13 protein-coding genes are annotated in these 22269 nt (G+C 74.0%); all 13 read left to right on the top strand.

The window, feature by feature from the left end; all coding sequences use genetic code 11:
- The first annotated feature begins 24 nt into the window (after window positions 1-24).
- From ABD350_RS12055 to ABD350_RS11995, 13 genes are read left to right on the top strand one after another with little or no spacing between them, the layout of a single operon-like run.
- On the top strand, window positions 25-1992 hold the full coding sequence (locus ABD350_RS12055; protein WP_344347935.1) for an ATP-binding protein: 1968 nt from the start codon (window positions 25-27) through the stop codon (window positions 1990-1992).
- Window positions 1983-2267: a hypothetical protein gene (locus ABD350_RS12050; RefSeq protein ID WP_344347934.1), complete on the top strand. Its 285-nt coding sequence runs from the start codon at window positions 1983-1985 to the stop codon at window positions 2265-2267. The genes ABD350_RS12055 and ABD350_RS12050 overlap by 10 nt, the downstream gene beginning before the upstream one ends.
- Complete coding sequence (locus ABD350_RS12045; protein WP_344347933.1) at window positions 2264-9058, top strand: eCIS core domain-containing protein; 6795 nt, start codon at window positions 2264-2266, stop codon at window positions 9056-9058. Before ABD350_RS12050 ends, ABD350_RS12045 begins: the two co-directional genes overlap by 4 nt.
- A complete protein-coding gene (locus ABD350_RS12040) occupies window positions 9058-9654 on the top strand; it encodes a hypothetical protein (protein WP_344347932.1) in 597 nt (198 codons plus the stop codon). The genes ABD350_RS12045 and ABD350_RS12040 overlap by 1 nt, the downstream gene beginning before the upstream one ends.
- A complete protein-coding gene (locus ABD350_RS12035; protein ID WP_344347931.1) occupies window positions 9651-10337 on the top strand; it encodes a hypothetical protein in 687 nt (228 codons plus the stop codon). The genes ABD350_RS12040 and ABD350_RS12035 overlap by 4 nt, the downstream gene beginning before the upstream one ends.
- A 7-nt stretch (window positions 10338-10344) precedes the next feature.
- Entirely contained in the window at window positions 10345-10710 is a 366-nt protein-coding gene (locus tag ABD350_RS12030) for a LysM peptidoglycan-binding domain-containing protein (RefSeq protein WP_344347930.1), read from the top strand.
- A complete protein-coding gene (locus tag ABD350_RS12025; RefSeq protein ID WP_344347928.1) occupies window positions 10703-11842 on the top strand; it encodes a phage late control D family protein in 1140 nt (379 codons plus the stop codon). Before ABD350_RS12030 ends, ABD350_RS12025 begins: the two co-directional genes overlap by 8 nt.
- 36 nt (window positions 11843-11878) lie before the next feature.
- The gene (locus tag ABD350_RS12020; RefSeq protein WP_344347927.1) at window positions 11879-12415 is read left to right on the top strand and encodes a phage baseplate assembly protein V; all 537 of its coding nucleotides are present in this window, start codon (window positions 11879-11881) and stop codon (window positions 12413-12415) included.
- Between the two features lie 18 nt (window positions 12416-12433).
- Complete coding sequence (locus ABD350_RS12015) at window positions 12434-12769, top strand: hypothetical protein (protein WP_344347926.1); 336 nt, start codon at window positions 12434-12436, stop codon at window positions 12767-12769.
- The gene (locus ABD350_RS12010; RefSeq protein WP_344347925.1) at window positions 12766-13158 is read left to right on the top strand and encodes a GPW/gp25 family protein; all 393 of its coding nucleotides are present in this window, start codon (window positions 12766-12768) and stop codon (window positions 13156-13158) included. Before ABD350_RS12015 ends, ABD350_RS12010 begins: the two co-directional genes overlap by 4 nt.
- A complete protein-coding gene (locus tag ABD350_RS12005; protein ID WP_344347924.1) occupies window positions 13155-16259 on the top strand; it encodes a putative baseplate assembly protein in 3105 nt (1034 codons plus the stop codon). The genes ABD350_RS12010 and ABD350_RS12005 overlap by 4 nt, the downstream gene beginning before the upstream one ends.
- On the top strand, window positions 16256-20056 hold the full coding sequence (locus tag ABD350_RS12000) for a putative baseplate assembly protein (protein ID WP_344347923.1): 3801 nt from the start codon (window positions 16256-16258) through the stop codon (window positions 20054-20056). Before ABD350_RS12005 ends, ABD350_RS12000 begins: the two co-directional genes overlap by 4 nt.
- Complete coding sequence (locus ABD350_RS11995; protein WP_344347922.1) at window positions 20056-22215, top strand: hypothetical protein; 2160 nt, start codon at window positions 20056-20058, stop codon at window positions 22213-22215. The genes ABD350_RS12000 and ABD350_RS11995 overlap by 1 nt, the downstream gene beginning before the upstream one ends.
- Window positions 22216-22269 lie beyond the last annotated feature (54 nt).

The raw sequence follows: 22269 nt of genomic DNA, 5'->3' as shown, positions 1-22269 counted from the left end.
GACCCGACGGAGGCAGGTGAACACATGCGAAACGACCAGGAGCCGACGACCGGCGGCGACTCCGAGTTGACCGCCGGGATCAGGCGCGTCCTCGCCCGCGTCGACGCCCACGCCGCCCGCACCGGCCAGGACCGCTCCACCGGGCAGCAGGACGACCCCGGCACCGCCCGCACCCCCGCGCCCGCCCTCACCACCCCGCTCGACGCCCTCGTCACCCTCTTCGGACTCACCCCCTTCGAACGCGACGTCGTCCTGCTCACCGCCGCCGACGAACTCGACCCGACCACCGCCGCCCGGTGCGCCGCGGCCTCGGGCGACCCACGGCGCGCGTACCCCACCTTCTCCCTCGCCCTGGCCGCCCTCGGCGCACCGCACTGGAGCGCCCTCACCCCCGTGGCCCCGCTGCGCCGCTGGCGGATCGTGGAACCGGAGGACGAGACCCGGCTGACCGTCTCCCGGCTCCGGCTGGACGAGCGCGTCCTGCACTTCCTGCTCGACTCGCCCTACCTCGACGCCCGGCTGCACGGCAGACTCCGCCGCACCACCCCACCGGACGCGCTCCCGCCGTCGTACGACCTGGCCGCGGGCCGGCTCGCCGAGGGCTGGCGGGAGGACGGCCGCGGCCCCGGGGCGCCGCCCGTGGTCGAGGTGACCGGCGGCGACCCGCGCAGCCGCGCCGAGCTCGCGGCCGCCGCGGCCGCCCGCTGCGGGCTGGGCCTGTACGCGATGAGCGCCGCGGAGCTGCCGACCGACCCCGCCGAGCGCGACCGCCTCGCCCGGCTGTGGCAGCGGGAGGCGATCCTGCTGCCCGCCGCCCTGCTGGTGGAGGCCGGCGACCTGGACCGCGACCAGCGCGCGGCCACCGAGGCGTTCCTGGCCGGCGCCGCCGTGCCCGTCGTCGTCTCCAGCGAGGACCCGCTGCCCACCGGGCGCCCGCCCGGCAGCCGCGTGGCCGTGCCCCGCCTGGACGACGACGAACAACTCGCGGTCTGGACCGACGCGTTCGCGGGCGTGGCCGGACTGGCCGACGGCGAACTGCGTGCCCTGGCCGCCCAGTTCCAGCTGCCACCGCACGTGGTCCGCTCCGCCGCGGCCGCCGTGGGCCGCCGCCTGGCCCACGAGGACCAGGCGGACCCCGCCGAACTCGCCTGGCGGGCCGGACTGGAGGAGGCCCGCGTCGGCATGGACGAACTGGGCCGCCGGACAGCACCCCGGGCGGGCTGGCACGACCTCGTGCTGCACGACCGTCAGACCGCTGTGCTCCGCGAGATCGTCGCGCATGTGCGGCAGCGGCCTACCGTCCACCAGGAGTGGGGATTCGCCGCGACCCTGCGCCGGGGGCTCGGCGTCACCGCGCTGTTCGCGGGCGGCTCCGGCACGGGCAAGACACTCGCCGCCGAGGTCATGGCCGGCGAACTCGGCCTGGACCTGTTCGTCGTGGACCTTTCCCAGGTGGTGAGCAAGTACATCGGCGAGACCGAGAAGAACCTGCGCCGTGTCTTCGACGCCGCCGAACGCGGTGGTGCCCTGCTGCTGTTCGACGAGGCCGACGCCCTGTTCGGCAAGCGCAGCGAGGTAAAGGACAGCCACGACCGGTACGCCAACCTGGAGGTCAGCTATCTGCTGATGCGGATGGAGGCCTACCGGGGACTCGCCATCCTCACCACCAACATGAAGCAGGCCCTCGACACGGCCTTCCTGCGCCGTATCCGCTTCGTGGTCGACTTCCCCTTCCCGGCCGAGCACGAACGCGCCGAGATCTGGCGTCGCGTACTGCCACCGCAGGCCCCACTCAAGGACATCGACCCGGACCTGCTGGCCCGGCTCACCGTCGCGGGCGGCTCGATCCGCAACATCGCCCTGTCCGGTGCGTTCCTCGCCGCCGAGGAGGGCGACCGGTTGCAGATGCGGCACATGCTCGCCGCCGCCCGCACCGAATACCTCAAGCTGGAACGCTCACTGACCCCCGCGGAGGTGCGCGGATGGGTGTGAACAGGCGGCCGTCGGCGATCCGCGTGGAGATCGGCGAACTGGTCCTCGACGGTTTCCACGCGGACCCGGCCCGCGTGTCGGCCGCGTTCGCACGCGAACTCGCCCGCCTCGTCGGGCAGCACGGCGTTCCGTTGGCGGCGAACGGCGCCGTGACCGTGCGGGCGCTCACCGGCCTGCCCCCGCTGCCCGCCGGACTGCCGGCCCGCCGCCTCGGCCAGGAGCTGGCCCGCGCCGTCCACGCGGGGCTCAGCGGCCACGGGGAGGTGACCCCATGACCGCCAGGGCCCGGGACGCGGCCGCCCGGCAGACGGCCGGACAGCGCCGCCGCAAACGCAGAGAACACGCCGCCAAGTCCCGCGCGCCCGAACCGAAGAACATCGTCAGCGGCGCCGGACAGCCTCTCGACCCCGGGCTGCGACGGGAGCTGGAGGACCGGCTCGGCCACGACCTGAGCCGCGTCCGCCTGCACACCGACCGCGACGCCGACCGTCTCACCGGACTGCTCGGCGCCGACGCCGTGGCCGTCGGCCAGGACATCCTCTTCCGCTCGGGCGCCTTCCGGCCCGGCACCGACGACGGCCGCCGCCTCCTCGCCCACGAGCTGCTGCACTCCGTTCAGAACCCGCACGGCCTGGGCACCTTGCGGGCAGGCCGCGAACCCGGCGCGGTCAGTCTGCCCCAGCAGTCCGTCGAACGCGAGGCCGAGTCCGCCGCCCAGGACCTCGTCCGCCCCCCGACCGACGCCTCGGCGCCCCCGATCACCGAGAACCGGCCCACACCCGGCTGGCTGCGCTACGCCACCGTGGACGCCGACCGCACCCGTGCGGAGGCGATGGACCCGGCGACCCTCCTCGACCGGCTCGCCAACTCGGTCGTACGGTCCCTGCGGGGCGACCCCGAGGATCTGTCCCGGCGCACCCGCAAGCAACTCGCCCGGCTGCCGGAGGAGTTGCTCGACGGCGTTCTGGCCCGCCTGGAGAACCGGCTGCTGGCCCCGGAGCACGACCGGGTGCTCGACCTCGTCGAGGAGACCGGGGCGTACGACGACCACGCCCAGGATCTGGAAGTCAACGCCCACGACGCGCCCGGGATCGAGCCGGATCTGGCCGAACAGACGCGCACCGAGCGGGAGAAGGCGCTGCGGTCACGGGAACAGCGGCAGGCCGAGGCGGAACGGCCGGGCATCGCGCCGGGACCGGAGCAGGAACGGGCCGCCGACCGGGGCGCGGCCGGCAGCACCCCCCGCAACGGCGGCACACCCGAGCACGGAAGCACCCCCCAGGATGGGGGCGCGCCGCACGCCACGCGGCAGGAGACGCCGGAGTCACCGGGCGCGGCCCGGGGCCCGGCACCAGCGGCCGATTCGGCGACGGCCCCCGACGGGCAGGAGCGGGTCGCGCCCCCCACCGCCACCGGGGCGGCGTCGGCCGGCGAACGGCGCAGTGACACGGAGACGGCACCGGCGGTCGAGCGGGAGGCCGGCGGGAAGGCGGGCGAAGGCGGCCGGGAGGGGACCGAGCAGACACGGGCTCCCGCCGCGAGCGAGGAGGAGTCCGCGGCGAGGAACCGCCCGGGTGCGGCCGAGGCCGCCGTCGCCGGACAGCAGCTGCGGCAGCAGGACAAGGGCGGGCGGCAGAAGCCCGCCGGCTCGCCGGCGGTCCCGGGCCCGGGCACCCGCCTTCCGGGGCCGTTCAGCACGCTTGAGGGCAGGCGCAACCAGGACGTCGAGGGCCTTGAGGAGACGACCGAGGAGGAGCCCTCCGGCTCGGGCGGCGAGTCGGAGGTCGACGTCGGAGGCGGGGAGCCGAGCGCCTGGGACGTCGTCCTCCGGCCCGAGGACTTCCTGCCGGCGCAGGACCTCGACATGTTCGCCGTACCGACGGCGGACACGCTCGACCCCGGCGCGGCCGCGTCGTCGGTCCCGTCCTTCCCCGTCCCACCGCCGACCAGGGCGGAGCAAGTGCGGGCCGAGCGCGACGCGGAGGACGCGGAGGACGCGGCGGCCGGTCCGGAGGAGGAGACGGGCGGGGCCGGCCCGGCGGACGAAGCCGGACCGGCGCCGGAGACCGAGGGCGGCCCGGACGGCACCGCCGTGGCACGGGCCGCCGCGGCCCCGCCCGCCCCCGGCACCCGGGACCCCAAGAGCGGAGACGACCCCAAGGCCGGCCCGGTCGCCGCACAGACCACGGTGCAGCGGGCGCCGGGCCGGGCCGAGGGCACCTCCGAGGGCGGCGGCGCGGCGGGGGAGACGGCCGCGAAGGAGGAGAGGGGCACCGCCGCCGCGGGCGACAAGGGTGCCGGCGGCCAGGAGAAGGAGTCCCAGAAGGCGACCGGCGGCCGGTCCGCGCAGAAGGACGCCGAGGTCGAGGAGGCGGACGCGGGGGCCGGTCCGGCCGGGCCCGCCGGACGGCGGACGGCGGACGAGGGCGGCGCCGGGACCCCGGATCCCGCACCGGACGCGTCGGCCGTCGCGGCCGGGCCGACGGCGCCGGGCGCCTCGACCGGGACCCCTGGGACGCGGGCCGCCGGGGAGGGCGAGGCACCGGCCCCCGAGACCCGTACGGCACCGCGTCCCCGTACCGCGTCGGCGGCGCAGGAACCCGCGCCCGCCGCCGCGAAGGCCGCACCGGCGCCCGCGAGGACCGCCACGGAATCGCCCGCCGAGCCGGAGTCCGCGCCGCGGCCGGCGCCGGGCCCGAAGGCGGCCGGCGGGGGAGCCTCCCCGGGCGGTGGCGGTGGCGGCGCGGGCGCCGCCCCGGCCCGGTCCAAGGGCAAGAAGGACAGTGCGCCGGCACCCGACCTCTCCGGGGTGTCCCCGGAGGCGGGGCTGGCGACGGCCTCGAAACTCAAGCCGCACAAGGCGCTTCAGGCCATGGGCGGGGTCGGCGGCGCGGTGGACCGCTCCGTCGGCGACGAGCACAAGACCCTCGCCTCCGCGCCCCCCTCGATGCAGCGCCCGGCAGGCGCGCCGCGGACGCTGCGGGGCAAGCCGGAGACGGACGCCCCGGCGGCGTACTCCCAGGACAGGCCCGAGGAGGCCCGGGCACCGGAGCAGAAGGACGCCGAGGTCACCGGAGCCAAGGAGCCCGAGGGCCGGATCGAGGCGGAGCAGGCCGAGGAGCCCGGGGGGTGGGACACCTTCAAGATGGCCCTCGGCTTCATCGGCGGCAAGATCGTGAACGGTGTCGCGAGCCTTTTCGGCGCCGACGAACCGGTGGTGGATCCGCAGGCGCTGGCCGCGAAGTTCGCGGGGCTGCCGACGAAGGACGAGGCGCTCAAGCAGGCCCGTGCGGGCGACGCGCCGGGTGTCGGCATGAAGGGCGCGGCGGAGCAGTCGGCCGGCGAGCAGGACGGCCATGTCGACGCCAAGGGCCAGGCGACGATCGGCACCGCCCGGGACGACGCCGGTCGGCGGATGGGCGAGGACCAGGTCTACCCGGACGCGCCCGAGGAGACGATGACCGCCAAGGTCCCCGGCGCCCGGGGCGGTCAGGGCGCGGTGGCCGGCGGCGCCGGGGCGATGGGTGCCGTACCCCCGGAGGCGGCCTCCGAGGTGGCGGAGCACGACCGGGGCCCGCAGTTCCAGGCGGCGTTCACCGATGGCGCGAAGAGCATGTCCGAGGGCCGGCAGGCCAAGGACCGCGATGTGCGCGACGCGCAGGACCGGCACCGGCAGAGCGTCGATGCCGAGATCGCGGCGAACACCGCGTCGCAGGCCCAGGAGCGCGAGAAGGCCGTGGGTGAGGTCACCGCCCAGCGGCAGGACTGGCGCACGGAGCAGGACGAGCAGCTCAAGTCCCTCGGCGACAAGAAGAGCGAACGGCACGACAAGGTCCGCAAGGACGTCGAGGAGAAGGAGAAGAAGACCGACGACGACGTCGACAACGAGAAAAAGGGCAGCGACAAGAAGATCCAGGACGAGAGCGACAAGGCCGAACGCGAGGCGGACCGGAAGCGCGACGGCGCGGTCCAGGAATCCGGCAACTGGGTCAGCAAGGCCTTCGACTGGATCAAGCAGAAGGTCATCGAGATCAAGAACGCGATCGTCCGGGTCATCCGGGCGGCCCGGGACGCGGTCGTCGGCTTCATCAAGAACTTCAAGGACACGGTCGAGCGCTGGATCAACGAGGCCCGCAGGAACATCGTCGACGCGATCAGGAACCTCATCAGGGACCTGATCGAGTTCGCGGTGGCGATGGTGCGGGCGGTGATCGAACTCGCCGCGAGGATCCGTACGTTCATCACCCGCCTGATCTCAGCGGCGATCGCTCTGGTCAACCGCCTCGCCCAGGCCCTGAAGCAGGCCGTCTCCGACCTCCTGGACGCCCTCGGCAAGCTGCTCGGCAGCCTCCTGGACATCCTGAAGAAGGCACTCCAGGCCGCGGTGAAGGCGGTTGTCGAGGCGGTGAAGGCCGTCCTGGAATTCGCCTCGAAGCTCCTGAGCGCGCTGGGCGCCTGGATGATGATCGCGGTCGACTTCCTCTCCGACCCGGGCGGCTGGCTCGGCGGCGCGAAGAACTCCGCGGTGGACGGCGCGAAGAACCACCTCTTCCGAGAGGTGTCCACGGCCGTCAAAGCCTGGTTCCAGGAGAAGATCCAGGAGATCATCGGCGTCCCGAAGGCGATCATCGACAAACTGATCAGGGGCGGCTTCTCCCTCGCCCGGATCGTCAAGGAGACCTGGGACGCGGTCGTCCCGCAACTCCCGCTCATCATCGGCGAGCTGGTGATCACCAAGGTCGTCGCGAAACTCATCCCCGGCGCCGGCTGGGTGATGGCGGTCATCGACGCGATCCGCACCGCCTGGGGCGCGCTCAGCGCCATCCTCAGCTCCCTGGACGCGGTCCTCACCTGGCTCAAGGCCGTCCGCACGGGCGGTGCCGGCATCCTCTTCGCCAAGGCAGTGGCCGCCGGCGTGGTCGCCCTCCTGGAGGTCCTCTACCAGGCCCTCCTCAGCCAGATCGGCAAATATGTCGCCAAGGTGGGCCGTCGCCTGCGGGGCGTCGCGGCAAGACTCACCAAGGACGGGCCGGGCAAGCCGGGGGGCCGGGGGCGCGCGGGAACGGACGACACGGGGGGCCGGGGCCCGGCGAGGAAGCCCAGGGGCGAGGAGCCCGCCGGCCGGAAGCCCGGCTCGGACGCCGGAACACCTCGTCACGCGGACCCGAGGGCACCCCTGACCAAGGACGGCAGGCCAGGGAAGCCCACCGCCCCCGCGCCGACGGCCAAGGACCGGAACGGCCGCCCGAAGGACCCCACCGAAAAACCGGACACCAAGCCCACCCCGTCCGCCAGACCGAAACCGGCGCCGGAATCCCGTCCGAAGCCGGCCCCCGAGGCCGGACCGAAGCAGGGGCGCCCCGACGACAGGGCACCGGACGGGACCCGGGACCGGACTCCGGGCAGGCGGAAGCCCGAGGACAAGGACACCCCCGGCGCCTCGAAGCCCCAGGACGCCGCCGGCCGGTCGCCCGTCAGGACGAAGCCCGATGCCAAGGACGACCCGGGCCGGGGCAGGCCGCAACCCGCTCGGGACGGGACCGGGAACAAGCCGAAGCCCCACGGCAAGGACGGTGGCGAGGGGCCCCGCAAGCCGAAGGAGAAGGACGAGGGCGACAAGCAGCGCAGGCCCGGCCGCGAGCCGGAGGGACCGCGACGCAAGCGGGACGAGCATGAGGGCCGAAGGACCGACGAGAAGGAACGGGCCGAGAGGAAGCAGGAGAAGAAGGACCGGCGCAGGAAGCAGGAGGACTCCAAGGACGCGAAGGACGAACGGCTGCGCCAAATCGTCGCGCGGATCAGGCCGAAGGTGAGTGGCCTGCTCGCCCGAGGCACACCCCGCCCGGCCCTGCGGGCGGCCCTCGCGGCCATGCGTACGTGGTACCGCCTCAGCAGCCTTACCGCGGGCGGAGGGGACCGCTTCGACATCGAAGCCGTCCTCAACCCGAAGGAAGTCGTCCTCGAAGCGCTCGGCATCACGATTCCGCGCCGCGAACTCCTCGAATTCCTGCAGGACCTGGCGGCCCGACTGGAGGACGACCCCGCCATGGTGCGGCTCAGCGCGAACGTCCGACTGGAAGCCAAACAGCCCGGTGTCGTTCCGCGCCATACGGTGAACGCCCCCACACCGGCCCCGGCGATCACCCGGATCACGCGCGCCATGACGCCGTTGTCACAGCAGGAGCAGGAGGTGCTGAGCGTCTTCGACGAAGGCCTCCCGCAGATTCCCGGGCCGTCGTCCCCCGAGAACGCGCCGCCGGCCGTACGCCGCCAGCAGACGGGAGAAAAGGCCGCCCACAAGATCGTCACCGGTGAGGGCATCACCCAGGAGGAACAGTCCGCGCACTCGTACCGGACGGCAACCAGGCGCGACCGGAAGACCGGGGAGCGCAAAAAGATTCTGGGTATCGCCGACGAGTTCACCGCCAAGGGGGAATGGGACGAGGCGATTACCTACCTCGACAACCACTTCCGCGGTAAACCGCAATCCAATGACCTGGACAGGATCCAGCGCGTCAATCTCCTCAAGGACGCGTGGATCATAGGGATCCAGGAATCGGAGCGTGACCCCATGGCTCTCGTCTCGAACGCGATGGTCGTGCAGCGGCTGACCGCGGCGAAACGGGGCGGCGCCACGCCCAAGAAGCTGACCCAGGTGCTCCTGGAACTGCCGGCGGCCTTCAAGGGCTCGGAACGGGCAGGTGAGCTGCTGAACGAGGACGTTTCCGGACAGCGTTCACTCGCCGCCGACCGGGAGGCCATCGCGCATACCCTTCCGGGCGAGTCGGCCGACGATGCCAGGCGGCGCAGAAACCGGGAACGAAGGCCGCTGAATGCCGCCAACAATCTGGCCAACCGGCATGTGATCGCGGTGTCGGCGTGGATGAAGGAACTGGGAATCGAGAAGAAGGTGGAGGCATCGGTCAACGCGGTCGGCCTGGTGGGCACGGAGGAGCGAGAGAGAGCCATCAAACAGGAGTTGTTCAATATAATCGAAGACGAAATTCGCACGATGTACGGTGCCACAGCGCGGCAGACCACCTACCGCGGGCGAGGAGACAGGTGATGGTTGAACCCGAGTACCGCACCCGTAGGTATGTGCTGCACCCCGACAAGCACTGGGGTCACGCGGCGAACCTTGCCGACGAGTTCGGATGGCCTTTGGTGTACCAGCAGCAGAGGGACCAGGCTCAGGGGACCGACGGTCAGATGATCTGGCAGTCCGAGACCGGGATTTCCCTCCATTATGTCGTGGACGCCACCGCGGGAATCGGCTACATCACGCTGGCGGGCCCGGACGAGGACACCGTCACTCCCTTCGCCGAGCGGGCCGTCACCGCCCTTTCTCCGTGGCGGCTGGAAGAGCTTTACCGGGAATTCGACGGCGAGACCAGCCCGGTCGAGAGGGGGCGGCTCACTCTGCGCATCGGCCTGGCAGCCCCCGCCGAGCCGGCAGAGGGATGCCTTCGCCGGATCGAGGACTCCCTCGGCGACGAGGACCCGAGGATCCGCCTCGCGGGACTGTGGGCGGTCACCTACACCGGATACGAAGAGTTCCTGGGCCCGGTGCGGCGTATGGCCCGCGAGGACACCGAGCCCTGGATCCGCACACGGGCCGAGAGCATCGTCGCTGCCTTCGCCGGGGCGGGAGACGGAGAATGACCCGCTACCCCGACATCCCCAAACCCATCCGCGCCGGCCTCGTCGTGGTCGACCCCGACCGAGGCACCCCCCAACGCGTCATCGTCCTCCAGTTCAACCCCGACACCCTGGAACGCAGCATCGCGCCCCAGTCCGCCGGGGACAGCGGGGACGCCGGCGCCGGGGGGACCGGCAGCGGGGACCGGAACGAGGCGTTGCGGCTGAAGGGGCCCGCGCAGGAGACATGGAAGTTCACCGCCGAGATCGACGCCACCGACCAGTTGGAGATCGCCGCGCCGGACGGCATCCATCCGCAGCTCGCCGTGCTGGAGATGCTGGTGCAGCCGACCACCGCGCAATTACGCGCCGCGACCAGGCTGACGCAGCAGGGCAGTATCGAGATCAGCCCGATCGAGACGCCGTTGACGCTGTTCACCTGGGGGAGCAAGCGGGTGATGCCGGTACGGCTCACCGAACTGTCCGTCAACGAGTCGGCGTTCGACGTGAACCTCAACCCGATCCGGGCCTCGCTCAGCGTCGGCATGAAGATCCTGACCGTCAGCGATCTGCCGGCGGGACACAGGGGCGCGGATCTGTACCTGGCGCACCTGGCGCAGAAGGAACGGCTCGCGGCCGCAGCCCGCGGCGGTGGCCTCGGCGCGCTGGGCCTCGGCGGCGCCGGCCTGCTGACCGGAAGGGGATGAGGACGGGATGGCGGAGACCGAGCAGCCGTACGAGAGCGCGCTGGACGCGCTACCGGGCGCCCACCCCTACCCGCGCACCAGCCGGTACCACGACGCCGAGATCGGTGTGCACCGGCGCGCCGACGGCACCGAAGTCCGGTACGCCAAGCGGCGGTTGCTGCCGCCACTGGACGAGGAGACCGAGCCGCACACCGTCGGCGCCGGCGAGCGGCCCGACCTCCTCGGGCAGCGGTTCCTCGGCGACCCCGGCCAGTGGTGGCGGATCGCCGACGCCAACCCCCTACTGGACCCGGCGGAGTTGACGGACGAACCGGGACGGGTCATCGGCATTCCGCTCGCCGGCGGGTTCCCGCGGGGAGAGCGGCGTGTCTGAACAGCCCGTGGGGCGCGGCCCCGTACACATCCAGCTCCTCATGGGGCCCAAGCTCGCCCGCCCCATCCCCCCGGAGGTCGCCGAGGCGCTGCTGTCCGCGCAGGTCACGACCACGGCGGGGGAGCGGAGCGGGTTCCAGTTCGCCTTCGACCTCACGAAGAAGGGACTGCTGAACCAACGGCTGCTGCCCGAGGGCTTCTTCGACCCGAAGACCCGCGTCATCCTCACCGTCAGCGTCCGCGGCACCCCCGAAGTGCTCTTCGACGGGCTGATCGTGCGCCAGGAGGTCGGCGCCAGCAACCTCCCCGGCCACTCCACCCTGACCGTCACCGGCGAGGACCTGACACTCCTGATGGACCTGGAGGAACGCACCGCGCCCTACCCCAACCTGCCGCCGTCCCAGCGGGTGCTGGCGATCCTGCGCCGCTACTCCGACTACGGCATCCGCCCCGACGTCTACCAGGAGAAGATCGCCCAGCCCCCGCACCAGGACCTCCGCGTCCACTACCAGACCGGCACCGACCTCCAGTACGTCACCGAACTGGCCCGCGCCAACGGCTACACCTTTTATCTGGAGCCCGGCCCCGACCCCGGCCGGTCATCGGCCCGTTGGGGACCCGAGGTGCGCATCGGACTGCGCCAGCACGCCCTCAACGTCAACATGGACGCCCAGTCCACCGTGGACCAACTGACCTTCGCCTACGACGGCACCGCCCGCGAGGAACCCCAGGCGCGCTGGCAGGACCCCGGCACCCGCCAGTCCACCCTCCTGCCCCAGCCGCCGGTCAGCCCCCTGCGCCCGCCGCTCGGCCGCCGGCCCACCCCCGCGCTCAAACGCAAGACCCTCTCCGGCACCGCCAAACAGCAGCGCGAGCAGGCCGAGGCCGAACTCCTCGCCCGCGCCGCCGTCTCCGCCGACGTCATCTCCGGCTCCGGCTCGCTCGACGTCGGCCGGCACGGCTACCTCCTCCAGCCGCGCCGCCTCGTCGGCGTCCGCGGCGCCGGACGGGCGTACGACGGCGACTACTACGTCAAGTCCGTCACCCACAACCTCCGCCCGGGCTCCTTCCAGCAGAACTTCACCCTCACCCGGGAGGGCCTGGAAGCGCGCGGCGACACCGTCCGGCCGTAACAGCCCCCACCCACCGACCAGGAGAGCACCCCGACCATGGCGGCACCCAGCAATCGCTACCTCGGCAAGTTCCGCGGCCGGGTGGTCAGCAACGACGACCCGTTACGGCTCGGCCGGATCACGGCCGAGGTCCCGGACGTCCTCGGCGACGAACCGTCCACCTGGGCGCTGCCCTGCCTGCCGTTCACCGGATCCGAGTCCGGGCAGTTCGTGGTGCCGGCGCCCGGCGCCGGCGTCTGGATGGAGTTCGAACAGGGGGACCCCAGCTTCCCGGTGTGGACCGGCTGCTGGTACGGCGACGCGAGCGAACTGCCGCCCGACGCACGGCGCGAGTTGCGGGCCGGCGCGGCGAGCAAACCCGTCGTCGTCCAGACCCCGGGCGACCACAAGATAGTCCTCAACGACACGGCCGGCACCGACCAGGGGATCCTCCTGCAGGCCCAAGGCGGCGCCTACATCCGCATCACCAGGGAAGCGGTGGTCATCGCCACCGGCGCGGGCGCCGAGATCACCTTGCGCGGCCGCGAAGTCACCATCAACCAAGGCCAGTTGACCGCCCAGTCCCAGCGATAGACGAACGGGGGAAGAGAGTTGTCCGGGAGTCTGCTCCACGCGGGCGCCGTGATCGGCTGCCCGCACGGCGGCCGAGCCGCACCCGCCGCCACACCCTCCGGCGGCGTCCGCGTCGACGGCGTCACCGCGGTCACGACCGCCCACACCTACGTCGTCACCGGCTGCCCGCACACCGTGCGGAACGTGCCCTCGCCGTGCGTGTCCGTCCGCTGGACCGCCGCCGACACCGGCGTCACGGTCGACGGCGCGCCCGTGCTGCTCGACACCTGTGCCGCCCAGTGCCTCAGCGCGGCCCTCGTCCCGCAGGGACCACCCGTCGTCCAGGCCGCGCAGCGAAAGGTCACCCTCCGATGAGGCCGCCGAGCCAGCCAGCCCGCCCGCGCAGCGACATCGCCTTCCCGTTCCACGCCGACCGCCGCGGCCGCACCGCGCACGCCCGCCCCGCCGAGCACGTCCACGACCTCGTCGAACAACTGCTGTTCACCAGCCCCGGCGAACGCGTCATGCGCCCCGACTTCGGCTGCGGACTGCTCGACCTGGTCTTCGCGCCGGCCGGCCCCGAACTGGTCGGCACCCTCGAACTCTCCGTCCAGGCCGCCCTCCAGCGCTGGCTGGGCGACCTGATCGAGGTGGTGTCCCTCGACATCGCCGGCGACGGCGACACCGTTCGCGTCCAGCTGTCCTACCTCCTCCGCGCCACCGGCGCCGTCCAGGAGGACTTCTTCGAGGGGAGGGCGGCATGAGCGCGGGGGCCACCCGGCGGGCCAAGGTGCGCGCCGCCCACCTCAACGGGATCGACGCCGTCGAGGTGAGCGACGACGGACTGCTGCTCACCGTCACCTTCCTCGGCAAGGCGCCCGACGGCCTCGGACCCGAGAACGTCCGTATCGACGGCGGCCGGCGCATCACCGGCCTCACCGCCGTGGACGTCGGCGTCGAACGCGAGGAGGACCCCGAACTGGACGACCGGCTCCACGTCACCCTCGACCGGGCCGGCGACACCTCCCGCTACCGGCTGTCGCTGGTGGAGGCCGACCCCTACGGCAGGCCCGGCACCGAGCCGTACCACGGCTTCGACCAGCGGTACGCCGCCGCGGAGTTCGGCTTCTGGCCCGACCGGCCGAGCCCCTTCGACTGCGCGGACGAGAGCCGGCCGAGCGCCGCCCCGCCGGCCGCGCCCGTGATCGACTACACGGCCCGCGACTACGACTCCCTGCGCGGGCTCCTGCTCGACCGGCTCACGCTGACCACCCCCGACCTCGCCGAGCGCAACCCCGCCGACCTGGGCACCACCCTGGTGGAACTGCTCGCCTACACCGGCGACCAGATCAGCTACCAGCAGGACGCCGTCGCCACCGAGGCCTACCTCGACACCGCCCGCCGCCGCGTCTCCGTACGCCGGCACGTCCGGCTCGTCGACTACGCGATGCACGACGGCTGCAACGCCCGCGCCTATGTGACCGTCCAGACCGCCGCCGACCACACCCTGGCACCCGGCACCTACCGCTTCGCCTCCGTCGACGTACGCACCCTCGACCCGCACGACCGCCCCCGGCCCGGCCCGGTCATCGACGAGAACGACCTCGGCGACCTGGACGAACGCGGTTTTGTGGAGGTCTTCGAACCCGTCGTCGCCACCGAGCCGCTGACACTGCGGGTCGCGCACAACGCGATCCGGTTGTGGACCTGGGGCGGCGAGGTGTGCGCGCTGCCCGTGGGAGCCACCGCCGCCACCCTGCGCGACGAGTGGGCGCACCCCGGCACCCGCCGGGACCGCGGGCTCGCCCTGAAACCGGGTGACGTACTGATCCTGGAGGAGGTCAAAGGCCCGCGCACCGGCACCCCGGGCGACGCCGACCCCGCCCACCGGCAGGCCGTCCGCCTCACCTCCGTCACCCCCGGCCTGGACCACGTCGAGGACCAGCCCGTGCTGGAGGTCACCTGGGCCGCCGAGGACGCCCTGCGCCTCCCGTTCCGCCTGACCACCCGGGGCGGCCGCGACTGCCTGCCCGTCGAGGACGTCACCCTCGCCCGCGGCAACACCGTCCTGGTGGACCACGGCCGCTCCGGCACCGTCGAGACGGTCACCGTGCCGCCGGACCCGGCCGTCGTCACGCCCTGCGACCCGGTCGGCCCCGGATGCGAGGACCACCCGCGGGGCAACGCCCCGGCACGGCTCATCGCCTCGCTGACGGACCGCGCCGAAAGCGGCCGGGCACTGCGCCCCGACGACGTCCGCGAACTGTTCGACGTGGTGGGGGAGCGGGCTGTCCGGCGCGCCGGGATCGGTCTGGAACGGGCCGGCCGGCGCCACGAGCACGTGCTGCCCGGCACGCCGTACGCGCGGGCCACGGCCCTGCGGACGCTGCTCGCCCAGAGCGTCTACCCGGGCATCCGGCCGCGCCTGCGCCCCGTCCTCGGCCACGCTCCCGTCACCCAGGCGGTACCGTTCCCCGACCCGGCGGCGGTCGCCGCCGCACAGGCCGAGCGGATCGCGGCGATCCCGGACCGGGTCCGGCAACGGCTGGTCGAGCTGTGGCGCAGCGCCCGCGACCGCGACGGACTCGCGGAGGAGGAGATCGCCGAACTCGCGGTGCTCTTCGGCCTGAAGCCGCTGGAACGGCTCGAACTGCGCCGGCACCCCGTCCGCGCCCTGCGCGAACTGCTGCACCGCGAAGACGAGTTGCTCCACACCAAGCGACGGCGCGTCGCCGTCCTCACCGCGCGGGCCCGCGCCGGCACCGTCCTGGACGCCCCCATCGCCTGGGAGATCGCGCACAGCTGGGGCCCGGCGTACGCCACCGGACTCCACCCCGAGGAGCCGGTGCTGCGCGGCCCGGCGAGCGCCGCGCTCGCCCCGGACCCCCGCCGCGCCCTGCCCGCCGTACGCCTCACCGACGGCGACGCGGTGTGGGAGCCGCGCCGCGACCTGCTCGACAGCGCACCCCGCGACCGGCACTTCGTCGGCGAACTGGAGGACGACGGGCGGCTCGCCCTGCGCTTCGGCGACGGACGGCACGGCGCCCGGCCGGCCCCCGGAGCACGCCTGGAGGTGCGCTACCGCCTCGGCGGCGGCAGCGCGGGCAACGTCGGCGCGGAGGCCATCAACCACCTCGTCGTGGCCGCGGGTGAACCCGGCGAGCCGGTACCGGCCGCCTCCGTCCGCAACCCGCTGCCGGCCACCGGCGGCACCGAACCCGAACCCCTGGAGCACGTACGCCAGTCGGCGCCCCTGGACCTGCGCCGCACCCGGCTGCGCGCCGTCACCGCCGCCGACTACGCGGCGCTAGCCTCCGCGCTGCCCGGCGTCCAGCGGGCCGCCGCCGACCTCCGCTGGACCGGCAGCACCCAGGAGGCCCACATCGCCGTCGACGCGTACGGCGGCACTCCCTCGCCGCGCCTGCTCGACACGGTGACCCAGGCCCTGGAGCCCTACCGGCGCATCGGCCACGACCTGGTGGTCGGCCCCGCCCGGCTGGTGCCGGTGGACATCGCGCTGCGGGTGTGCGCCCTGCCCGGGCACCAGCACGGGCAGATCCTGGCCGACCTGTACCGCGTCCTCGGCAGCGGCCGGCTGCCCGGCGGCCGGCTCGGCTTCTTCCACCCCGACGCCCTGACCTTCGGCGAACCCCTGCGGCTCAGCCGCCTGGTCGCCGTCGCCGCGGCCGTCCCCGGCGTCGAGAGCGTCGACGTGACCCGGCTGCGGCGGCTGTTCGGACCGGACCGGGCAGAGCGGGCGGACGGCGTGCTGCGGCTCGGCCCGCTGGAGATCGCCACCTGCGACAACGACCCCGACCGGCCGGAACAGGGCCGGCTGGAGATCACCATGGGAGACGCCCGATGAACCGGCCCTGCTCCTGCGGCGGCGCCTGCGGCGGCCACGACGAGCGCCTCGCCCCCGCCCCCCTCCACAATCCGCCCGGCCGCACCGCCCTCGACTACCGCGTCGGCGAGTACGGCACCTTCCTCGCCGCCCTCCTCGACCGGCTCGCCTCACCCGCGTACCCGGCGCTCGCCGGACTCACCGTACGCACCCCCGACGACCCGGCCGTGGGCCTCCTCGACGCCGCCGCCGTCCTCGGCGACCTGCTCACCTTCCACTCCGAGCGGATCGCCGACGAGGCCTACCTCCGCACCGCCCGCGACCACCGCTCCCTGGTCCTGCTGGGCCGGCTCGTCGGACACCGGCCGCGCCCCGGACTGGCCGCCACCACCCAGCTGGCGTACACCCTCGAACGCGACCCGCGTGCCGAGACCCTGCCGGTGCCGATCCCGCGCGGGGCCCGCAGCCACAGCGTGCCCGCCTCCGCCGACGAGCAGGCGCTGACCTTCGAGACCTCCCGGGACCTCACCGCCCGCTGGGACTGGAACGAACTGACGGTGCGGCGCCGCCGGCCCTCCCTGATCACCCCCGACGACCTCACCCGCCGCTCGGAACTGTTCGTGGAGGGCACGGCCACCTCCCTGCGCACCGGCGACCGGCTCCTCTTCGTCTTCGGTGAACAGGCGGGCGGGGAACGGAAGCTGATTCCGGTCGCGGGCGTCCGCGTGGACCGCGAGGAAGAGATCACCGCGCTCACCCTGCCGCAGTCGGCCCCGCCCACGCTCAAGGAACTGGTGGCCGAGGTACGACGCTGGACCGCCGCGCCGGCCGGCCCCGGCGAACCCGGTGACGAGCCGCCGACCCCCGAGGTCCCCAACCCGCGCCCGGTCAGCCGCCTGATCGAGGACTTCGACGACCAGCACCTCGCCCCCCTGCGCACCGATCTGGACACCATCGACACCCCGGAGAAGCTCGCCACCCGCCTCGGCGATCCGCTGGCCCGCCTGCGCGAGGCCCAGGTCCTGGCGGAGCCGTACGAGGACGTCGCGGCGTGGTTCGAACAACTGGAGGCGGTCCTCGCCGAACTGGCCGGGCGGGCGCTGTCGCCGGCCCCCGCCCAGCCTGCCGACGCGGGCACTCCCGCCGCCCGGGGCGACAACCCGCCGGGGGCGAGCACCCCCGCCCCGGCCCGGCCGCGCGACGCCGCCCACCCGGCCCGCCCCGACCCCCGCCAAGCCGCCCTCCGCGCCCTGGACACGATCCTCCCCGCCCTGCGCGCCACCACCCCCGCGCCCCCGCAGGGGACCCGGACCCGCCGCCCCGGCACCGACACCGCCCGTCTGCTGACCGCCCTCGACCCGGGCCTGGCCGGCCTCTACCCGGCCTGGCGCACCGCCACCACCCCGGCCGCCCGCCCACTGCTGCGCGCCCTCCTCGCGATGCGTGTCACCGCCTTCCCGTTCGGCGCGAACGCCCCCCTCAAACCGGTCCAGGACGCCCGCGGCCGCGTCATCCGCACCGCCGACTGGCCCCTGACCGGCGCCGCGCTGGTGAGCACGCGCGTGGTGTACGACCCGGCGGGGAAGACGCCGGTCCGCGCCGAGTTCCAGTACGTCGAGGGCGGCGGCTCCGACCAGCGTGCCGAGAACCTGCCCGTCACCGGGCCGGTCACCTTCGCCCTGGGCCCCGGCCGGGTCGACCTGTCCACCCGGGCCGTCCGCGACGACGCGCCGAGCCGGCCCACCCGCCGCCCGGCCGCCGACGCGGAACCCGGTGTCACCGCCCGGTTCCACGCCGGCCTGCCCGAGGGCAGCCTGTTCGTCTCCCGGCCCGGGGACGACGGCACCGTACACATCGCCCTGACGAACGGCACCGCCGAGCGGTTCAGCCTGAAGCCCGGCGACAGCAGGCGGTTCCCGCACGGCGAGTACCAGGTGAGCGCGGCCTACACGGTCGGCAGCACCGCACCGAACGTCGAGATCGTCATCGCGAGCAAGCCCGCCCCCCTCAACCGCCGCATCCTGCGCCTGGACAGCGTCCAGGACGGCATCACCACCGGCAGCTGGGTGGCGATCGAGCGCCCGGCCAAGGGCACGGGCGTCCCCGGCGACGCCACGCTCGCCCTCGTCACCACCCAGGTGGTGGCGGTCCGGACGGCGGCGTACGCCGACTACGGCATCACCGGCCGCGGCACCGAACTCACCCTGGCCGACCCCTGGCTGGACGAGTCGGACGTCCTGCTCTCCCACATCCGCGACACCACCGTGCACGCGGCGGGCGAGCCGCTGCGCCCGGCCGACGAGCCGCTCGGCGAGGACGTACACGGCAACGAGATCGAACTCGCCGAGCTGTACGACGGGTTGCGCCCCGGCCGGACCCTCATCGTGTACGGCGAACGCAGCGACGTACCCGGCGCGAGCGGGGTCACCGCCGGCGAAGTGGTCACCATCGCCGCCGCCGACCCGGCCGTCGACCCCCGCCTTCCCGGTGACCACGTCCACACCCGCCTCACCCTCACCACGAACCTGGTCCACCGCTACCACCGGGCGAGCGTGCGCATCCTCGGCAACGTCGTCGAGGCCACCCACGGCGAGAGCCGCGAGGAGGCCATCGGCAGCGGCGACTCCGACCGCGTCAACCAGACCTTCGCCCTCTGGCAGTCCCCGCTGACCTGGCTCGCCGCCGACAACCCGCTCGGCGCCACCCCGGTCCTGGAGATCCGCGTGGACGGCGTGCTCTGGCACCAGGCCGACAGCCTCGCCGGGCGCGGCCCCACCGAGCGCGTCTACATCACCGGCACCGCCGCCGACGGCCGCACCACCGTGACCTTCGGCGACGGCGTCCACGGCGCCCGGCTGCCCAGCGGACACGAGAACGTGCGCGCCCGCTACCGCTTCGGCACCGGCAAGGCCGCCGACGTCCCCGCCGACCGGATCACCCAGCCGCTCACCCGCCCGCTCGGCGTCACCGCCGTCACCAACCCGTTTCCCGCCACCGGCGGTTCGGACGCGGACGGGCCGGGCCTGACCCGCCGTACGATCCCGCTCGCCGTCTTGGCACTGGACCGGCTGGTCTCCCCGGCCGACTACGAGGACTTCGCCCGCTCCCGCGCCGGCATCGGCCGGGCCACCGCCCGAGAACTCTTCGACGGACGACGGCGCGTGCTCCATGTGACGGTCGCCGGCACCGACGACGTGCCGCTCGCCGACGACAACCTCCGGCCGCTGCGCGCCGCCCTGACCGCATACGGCGACCCCGGCCTGCCGGTCCGGGTGGACGCGCGCGAACTCGTCCTGCTGCTGATCGCCGCCAAGGTGAGACTCGCCCCCGACCACGCCTGGGAGACCGTCGAACCCCGGCTGCGCCAGGCGCTGCTGCGCCGCCTCGGCTACGAGGGACGGGAGCTCGGCCGGCCCGCCCGCCTGTCCGAAGTGCTGGCCACCGCCCACTCGGTGCCCGGCGTCGACCACATGGACGTGGACGTCTTCACCGGCGTGCCCGCCACCGCCACCCCGGACCGGCTCACCGCCCTGCTCACCGGCCCCGGCACCCCGCGGACGACGGTCCCCGCGCACCCGGCGGCCTACGACGAGCAGACCTACACGGTCCGCGACGCCGACGGCGAGACCCTGTCGTCGGTGTGCGCCCGCCACGGCATCCCGCTCGGCCGGCTGCTGCGCCTCAACCCGGACATCACCGACACCCGGCCCCTGGCCAGGCGCCGGACGGTGGTCGTCTTCCGCGGCATCCGCCCGGCCCGGCTCGCCATGCTGTCGGCGCGCGCCGCGGACACCCTGATCCTGACGGAGGTGAAGTGATGTCCCCCGACGCCGAACAGCGGCCGCCGGCCGACCGCCGGCCCGACCGGCTCGCCGACCTGCTGCCCCGCCGGCACCGGTTGCGCGACGCCGAGGAGGGTGAACCGCTGCGGGCCCTGCTCGCGGTGATCGGCGAACAACTGGACCGGGTCCGCGACGGCGTGCGACAGGGGTACGAGGACCTGTTCGTGGAGACCGCCGCCCCCTGGGTGCTGCCCTACCTCGGCGACCTCGTCGGCTACCGCACCCTGCCCGGCTACGAGCGAGTCCTCACCACCGGTCTGCACGAGGGCGGCCGGGCAGCGCTCGCCGAGGCCGTCGCACCCCGCCGGGACGTGGCCGCCACGGTCGCCCAACGGCGCCGCAAGGGCACCCTGCACCTGCTGGAGGAACTCTCCGACCGGGTCGCCGACTGGCCCGCCCGCGCCGTCGAACTGTCCCGGCACGTGGCCCACACCCAGCCGGTCCGACTCCAGGACACCGGCCGGCGCACCGAGCGCGGCCGGCTGCTCGACCTCGGGGACGGCTCGGCACTCGCCGTCGCGGGCGGCCCCTTCGCCACGACCTCCCGCACCGTCGACGTACGCCGCGCCGACTCGGCGAGACGACAGGGGGGTTGGACACCGGCCGGGGTCGGTCTCTTCGTCTGGCGGCTCAAGCCGTACGCGCTCACCGCGTCCCCGGCCTACTGCATCGACCGCGCCCGCAACCTCTACACCTTCTCCATCCTCGGCAACGACACCCCGCTGCTCACCCGCCCGGTGCCCGAACCCTCGCCCGCGCACACCGCCGCCGTGGACAACGTGCCCGCGTTCATCACCCGCCGGCTGCTGCACGACCGGCTCGCCGACTACTACGGCCCCGGAAAGAGCCTGTGCATCCGGCGCGACGGCGAGGACCGGCCTGTACCGCTCGCGGACCTCGTCGTCGCCGACCTGTCCGACTGGCGCTACCGGCCCGGGCGCGGGCAGATCGCCGTCGACCCCGAGCTGGGCCGGATCGCGTTCGGCGCCCGCCGCGCGCCCCGCCAGGGCGTCTGGGTCGACTACCACCACGCCTTCGCCGCCGACATGGGCGGCGGCGAGTACCCGCGCCCCGACCGCGGGTCCCGCCCCGAAGCCGACCTCTACCGGGTCGGCCCCGGCGGGCCGTACCGGCGGATCATGGACGCCTACCGGGCCTGGCAGGAGGACCGCGGCCCCGGACGGACCGGCATCATCGAGATCACCCACAGCGGCGCCTACCAGGAGCAGCTGGACTTCGACCTCGACCCCGGCGACCACCTGGAACTGCGCGCCGCCGAGGGCACCCGGCCGGTGATCCGGCTCCTCGACTGGTACAGCAACCGCCCCGACGCCCTCAACATCCGTGCCGTACACGCCGATTGCGCCCCGCACGAACGGCCGCGCATCGTCCTGGACGGGCTCCTCGTCGCCGGGCGGGGCATCAATGTCACCGGCCCCGTCGGCGCTGTCGTCGTCCGGCACTCCACGCTCGTGCCCGGCTGGTCGCTGGAGCCCGAGTGCGCGCCGCACTCGCCCGACGAACCCAGCATCGTCCTCGAACACACCACCGCCTGCCTCCGGATCGAGCACAGCGTCCTCGGCACCATCGAGGTCATCGGCGACGAGGTGAGCCGGGATCCGCTCGACATCCAGCTGCGTGACAGCGTCCTGGACGCCACCGGCGACGACCGCGCGGCCCTGTCCGCCCCCGACTGCCGCCACGCGCACGCCGTGCTGCACCTGCGCCGCACCACCGTCATCGGGGAAGTGCACACGCACGCCGTCGAGTTCGCCGAGAACTCCCTGTTCACCGGCCGGCTGCGCGTGGCCCGGCGCGGCATCGGCTGCCTGCGCCACTGCTACGTTCCGCCCGGCTCGCGCACCCCGCGCCGCCATCGCTGCCGGCCCGACCGCGCCGACGCCGAACAGGCGCAGGTGGTACGGCCGTTGTTCGTCTCCACGCGCTACGGGACGCCCTGGTACGGCCAGTTGTCCGACCAGTGCCCCGCACAGCTCCGGCGCGGCGCCGACGACGGAGGGGAACTCGGCGCGTTCCACGACCTGTACCGCCCCCAGCGGGAGGACGCGCTCAGGGCGCGGCTCGCCGAGTACACACCCGCCATCGCGGACGCCGGAATCTTCTTCGTGACGTGAGCGGTGCCGCCGTACGACCCACCCGCAGACTTCCGAACCAGGGGGACCCCCTTC

It is taken from the genome of Streptomyces nogalater, from assembly GCF_039532885.1.
In the GTDB taxonomy this organism is placed as follows: Bacteria; Actinomycetota; Actinomycetes; order Streptomycetales; family Streptomycetaceae; genus Streptomyces; species Streptomyces nogalater.
Note: the sequence above shows the minus strand (reverse complement) of the source record. Positions and strands in the feature narration are given on the sequence as shown.

Coding starts and splice junctions, on each gene's coding strand:
- ABD350_RS12055 (WP_344347935.1), top strand. CDS start 25: ATGCGAAACGACCAGGAGCCGACGACCGGCGGCGACTCCGAGTTGACC.
- ABD350_RS12050 (WP_344347934.1), top strand. CDS start 1,983: ATGGGTGTGAACAGGCGGCCGTCGGCGATCCGCGTGGAGATCGGCGAA.
- ABD350_RS12045 (WP_344347933.1), top strand. CDS start 2,264: ATGACCGCCAGGGCCCGGGACGCGGCCGCCCGGCAGACGGCCGGACAG.
- ABD350_RS12040 (WP_344347932.1), top strand. CDS start 9,058: ATGGTTGAACCCGAGTACCGCACCCGTAGGTATGTGCTGCACCCCGAC.
- ABD350_RS12035 (WP_344347931.1), top strand. CDS start 9,651: ATGACCCGCTACCCCGACATCCCCAAACCCATCCGCGCCGGCCTCGTC.
- ABD350_RS12030 (WP_344347930.1), top strand. CDS start 10,345: ATGGCGGAGACCGAGCAGCCGTACGAGAGCGCGCTGGACGCGCTACCG.
- ABD350_RS12020 (WP_344347927.1), top strand. CDS start 11,879: ATGGCGGCACCCAGCAATCGCTACCTCGGCAAGTTCCGCGGCCGGGTG.
- ABD350_RS12010 (WP_344347925.1), top strand. CDS start 12,766: ATGAGGCCGCCGAGCCAGCCAGCCCGCCCGCGCAGCGACATCGCCTTC.
- ABD350_RS12005 (WP_344347924.1), top strand. CDS start 13,155: ATGAGCGCGGGGGCCACCCGGCGGGCCAAGGTGCGCGCCGCCCACCTC.
- ABD350_RS12000 (WP_344347923.1), top strand. CDS start 16,256: ATGAACCGGCCCTGCTCCTGCGGCGGCGCCTGCGGCGGCCACGACGAG.
- ABD350_RS11995 (WP_344347922.1), top strand. CDS start 20,056: ATGTCCCCCGACGCCGAACAGCGGCCGCCGGCCGACCGCCGGCCCGAC.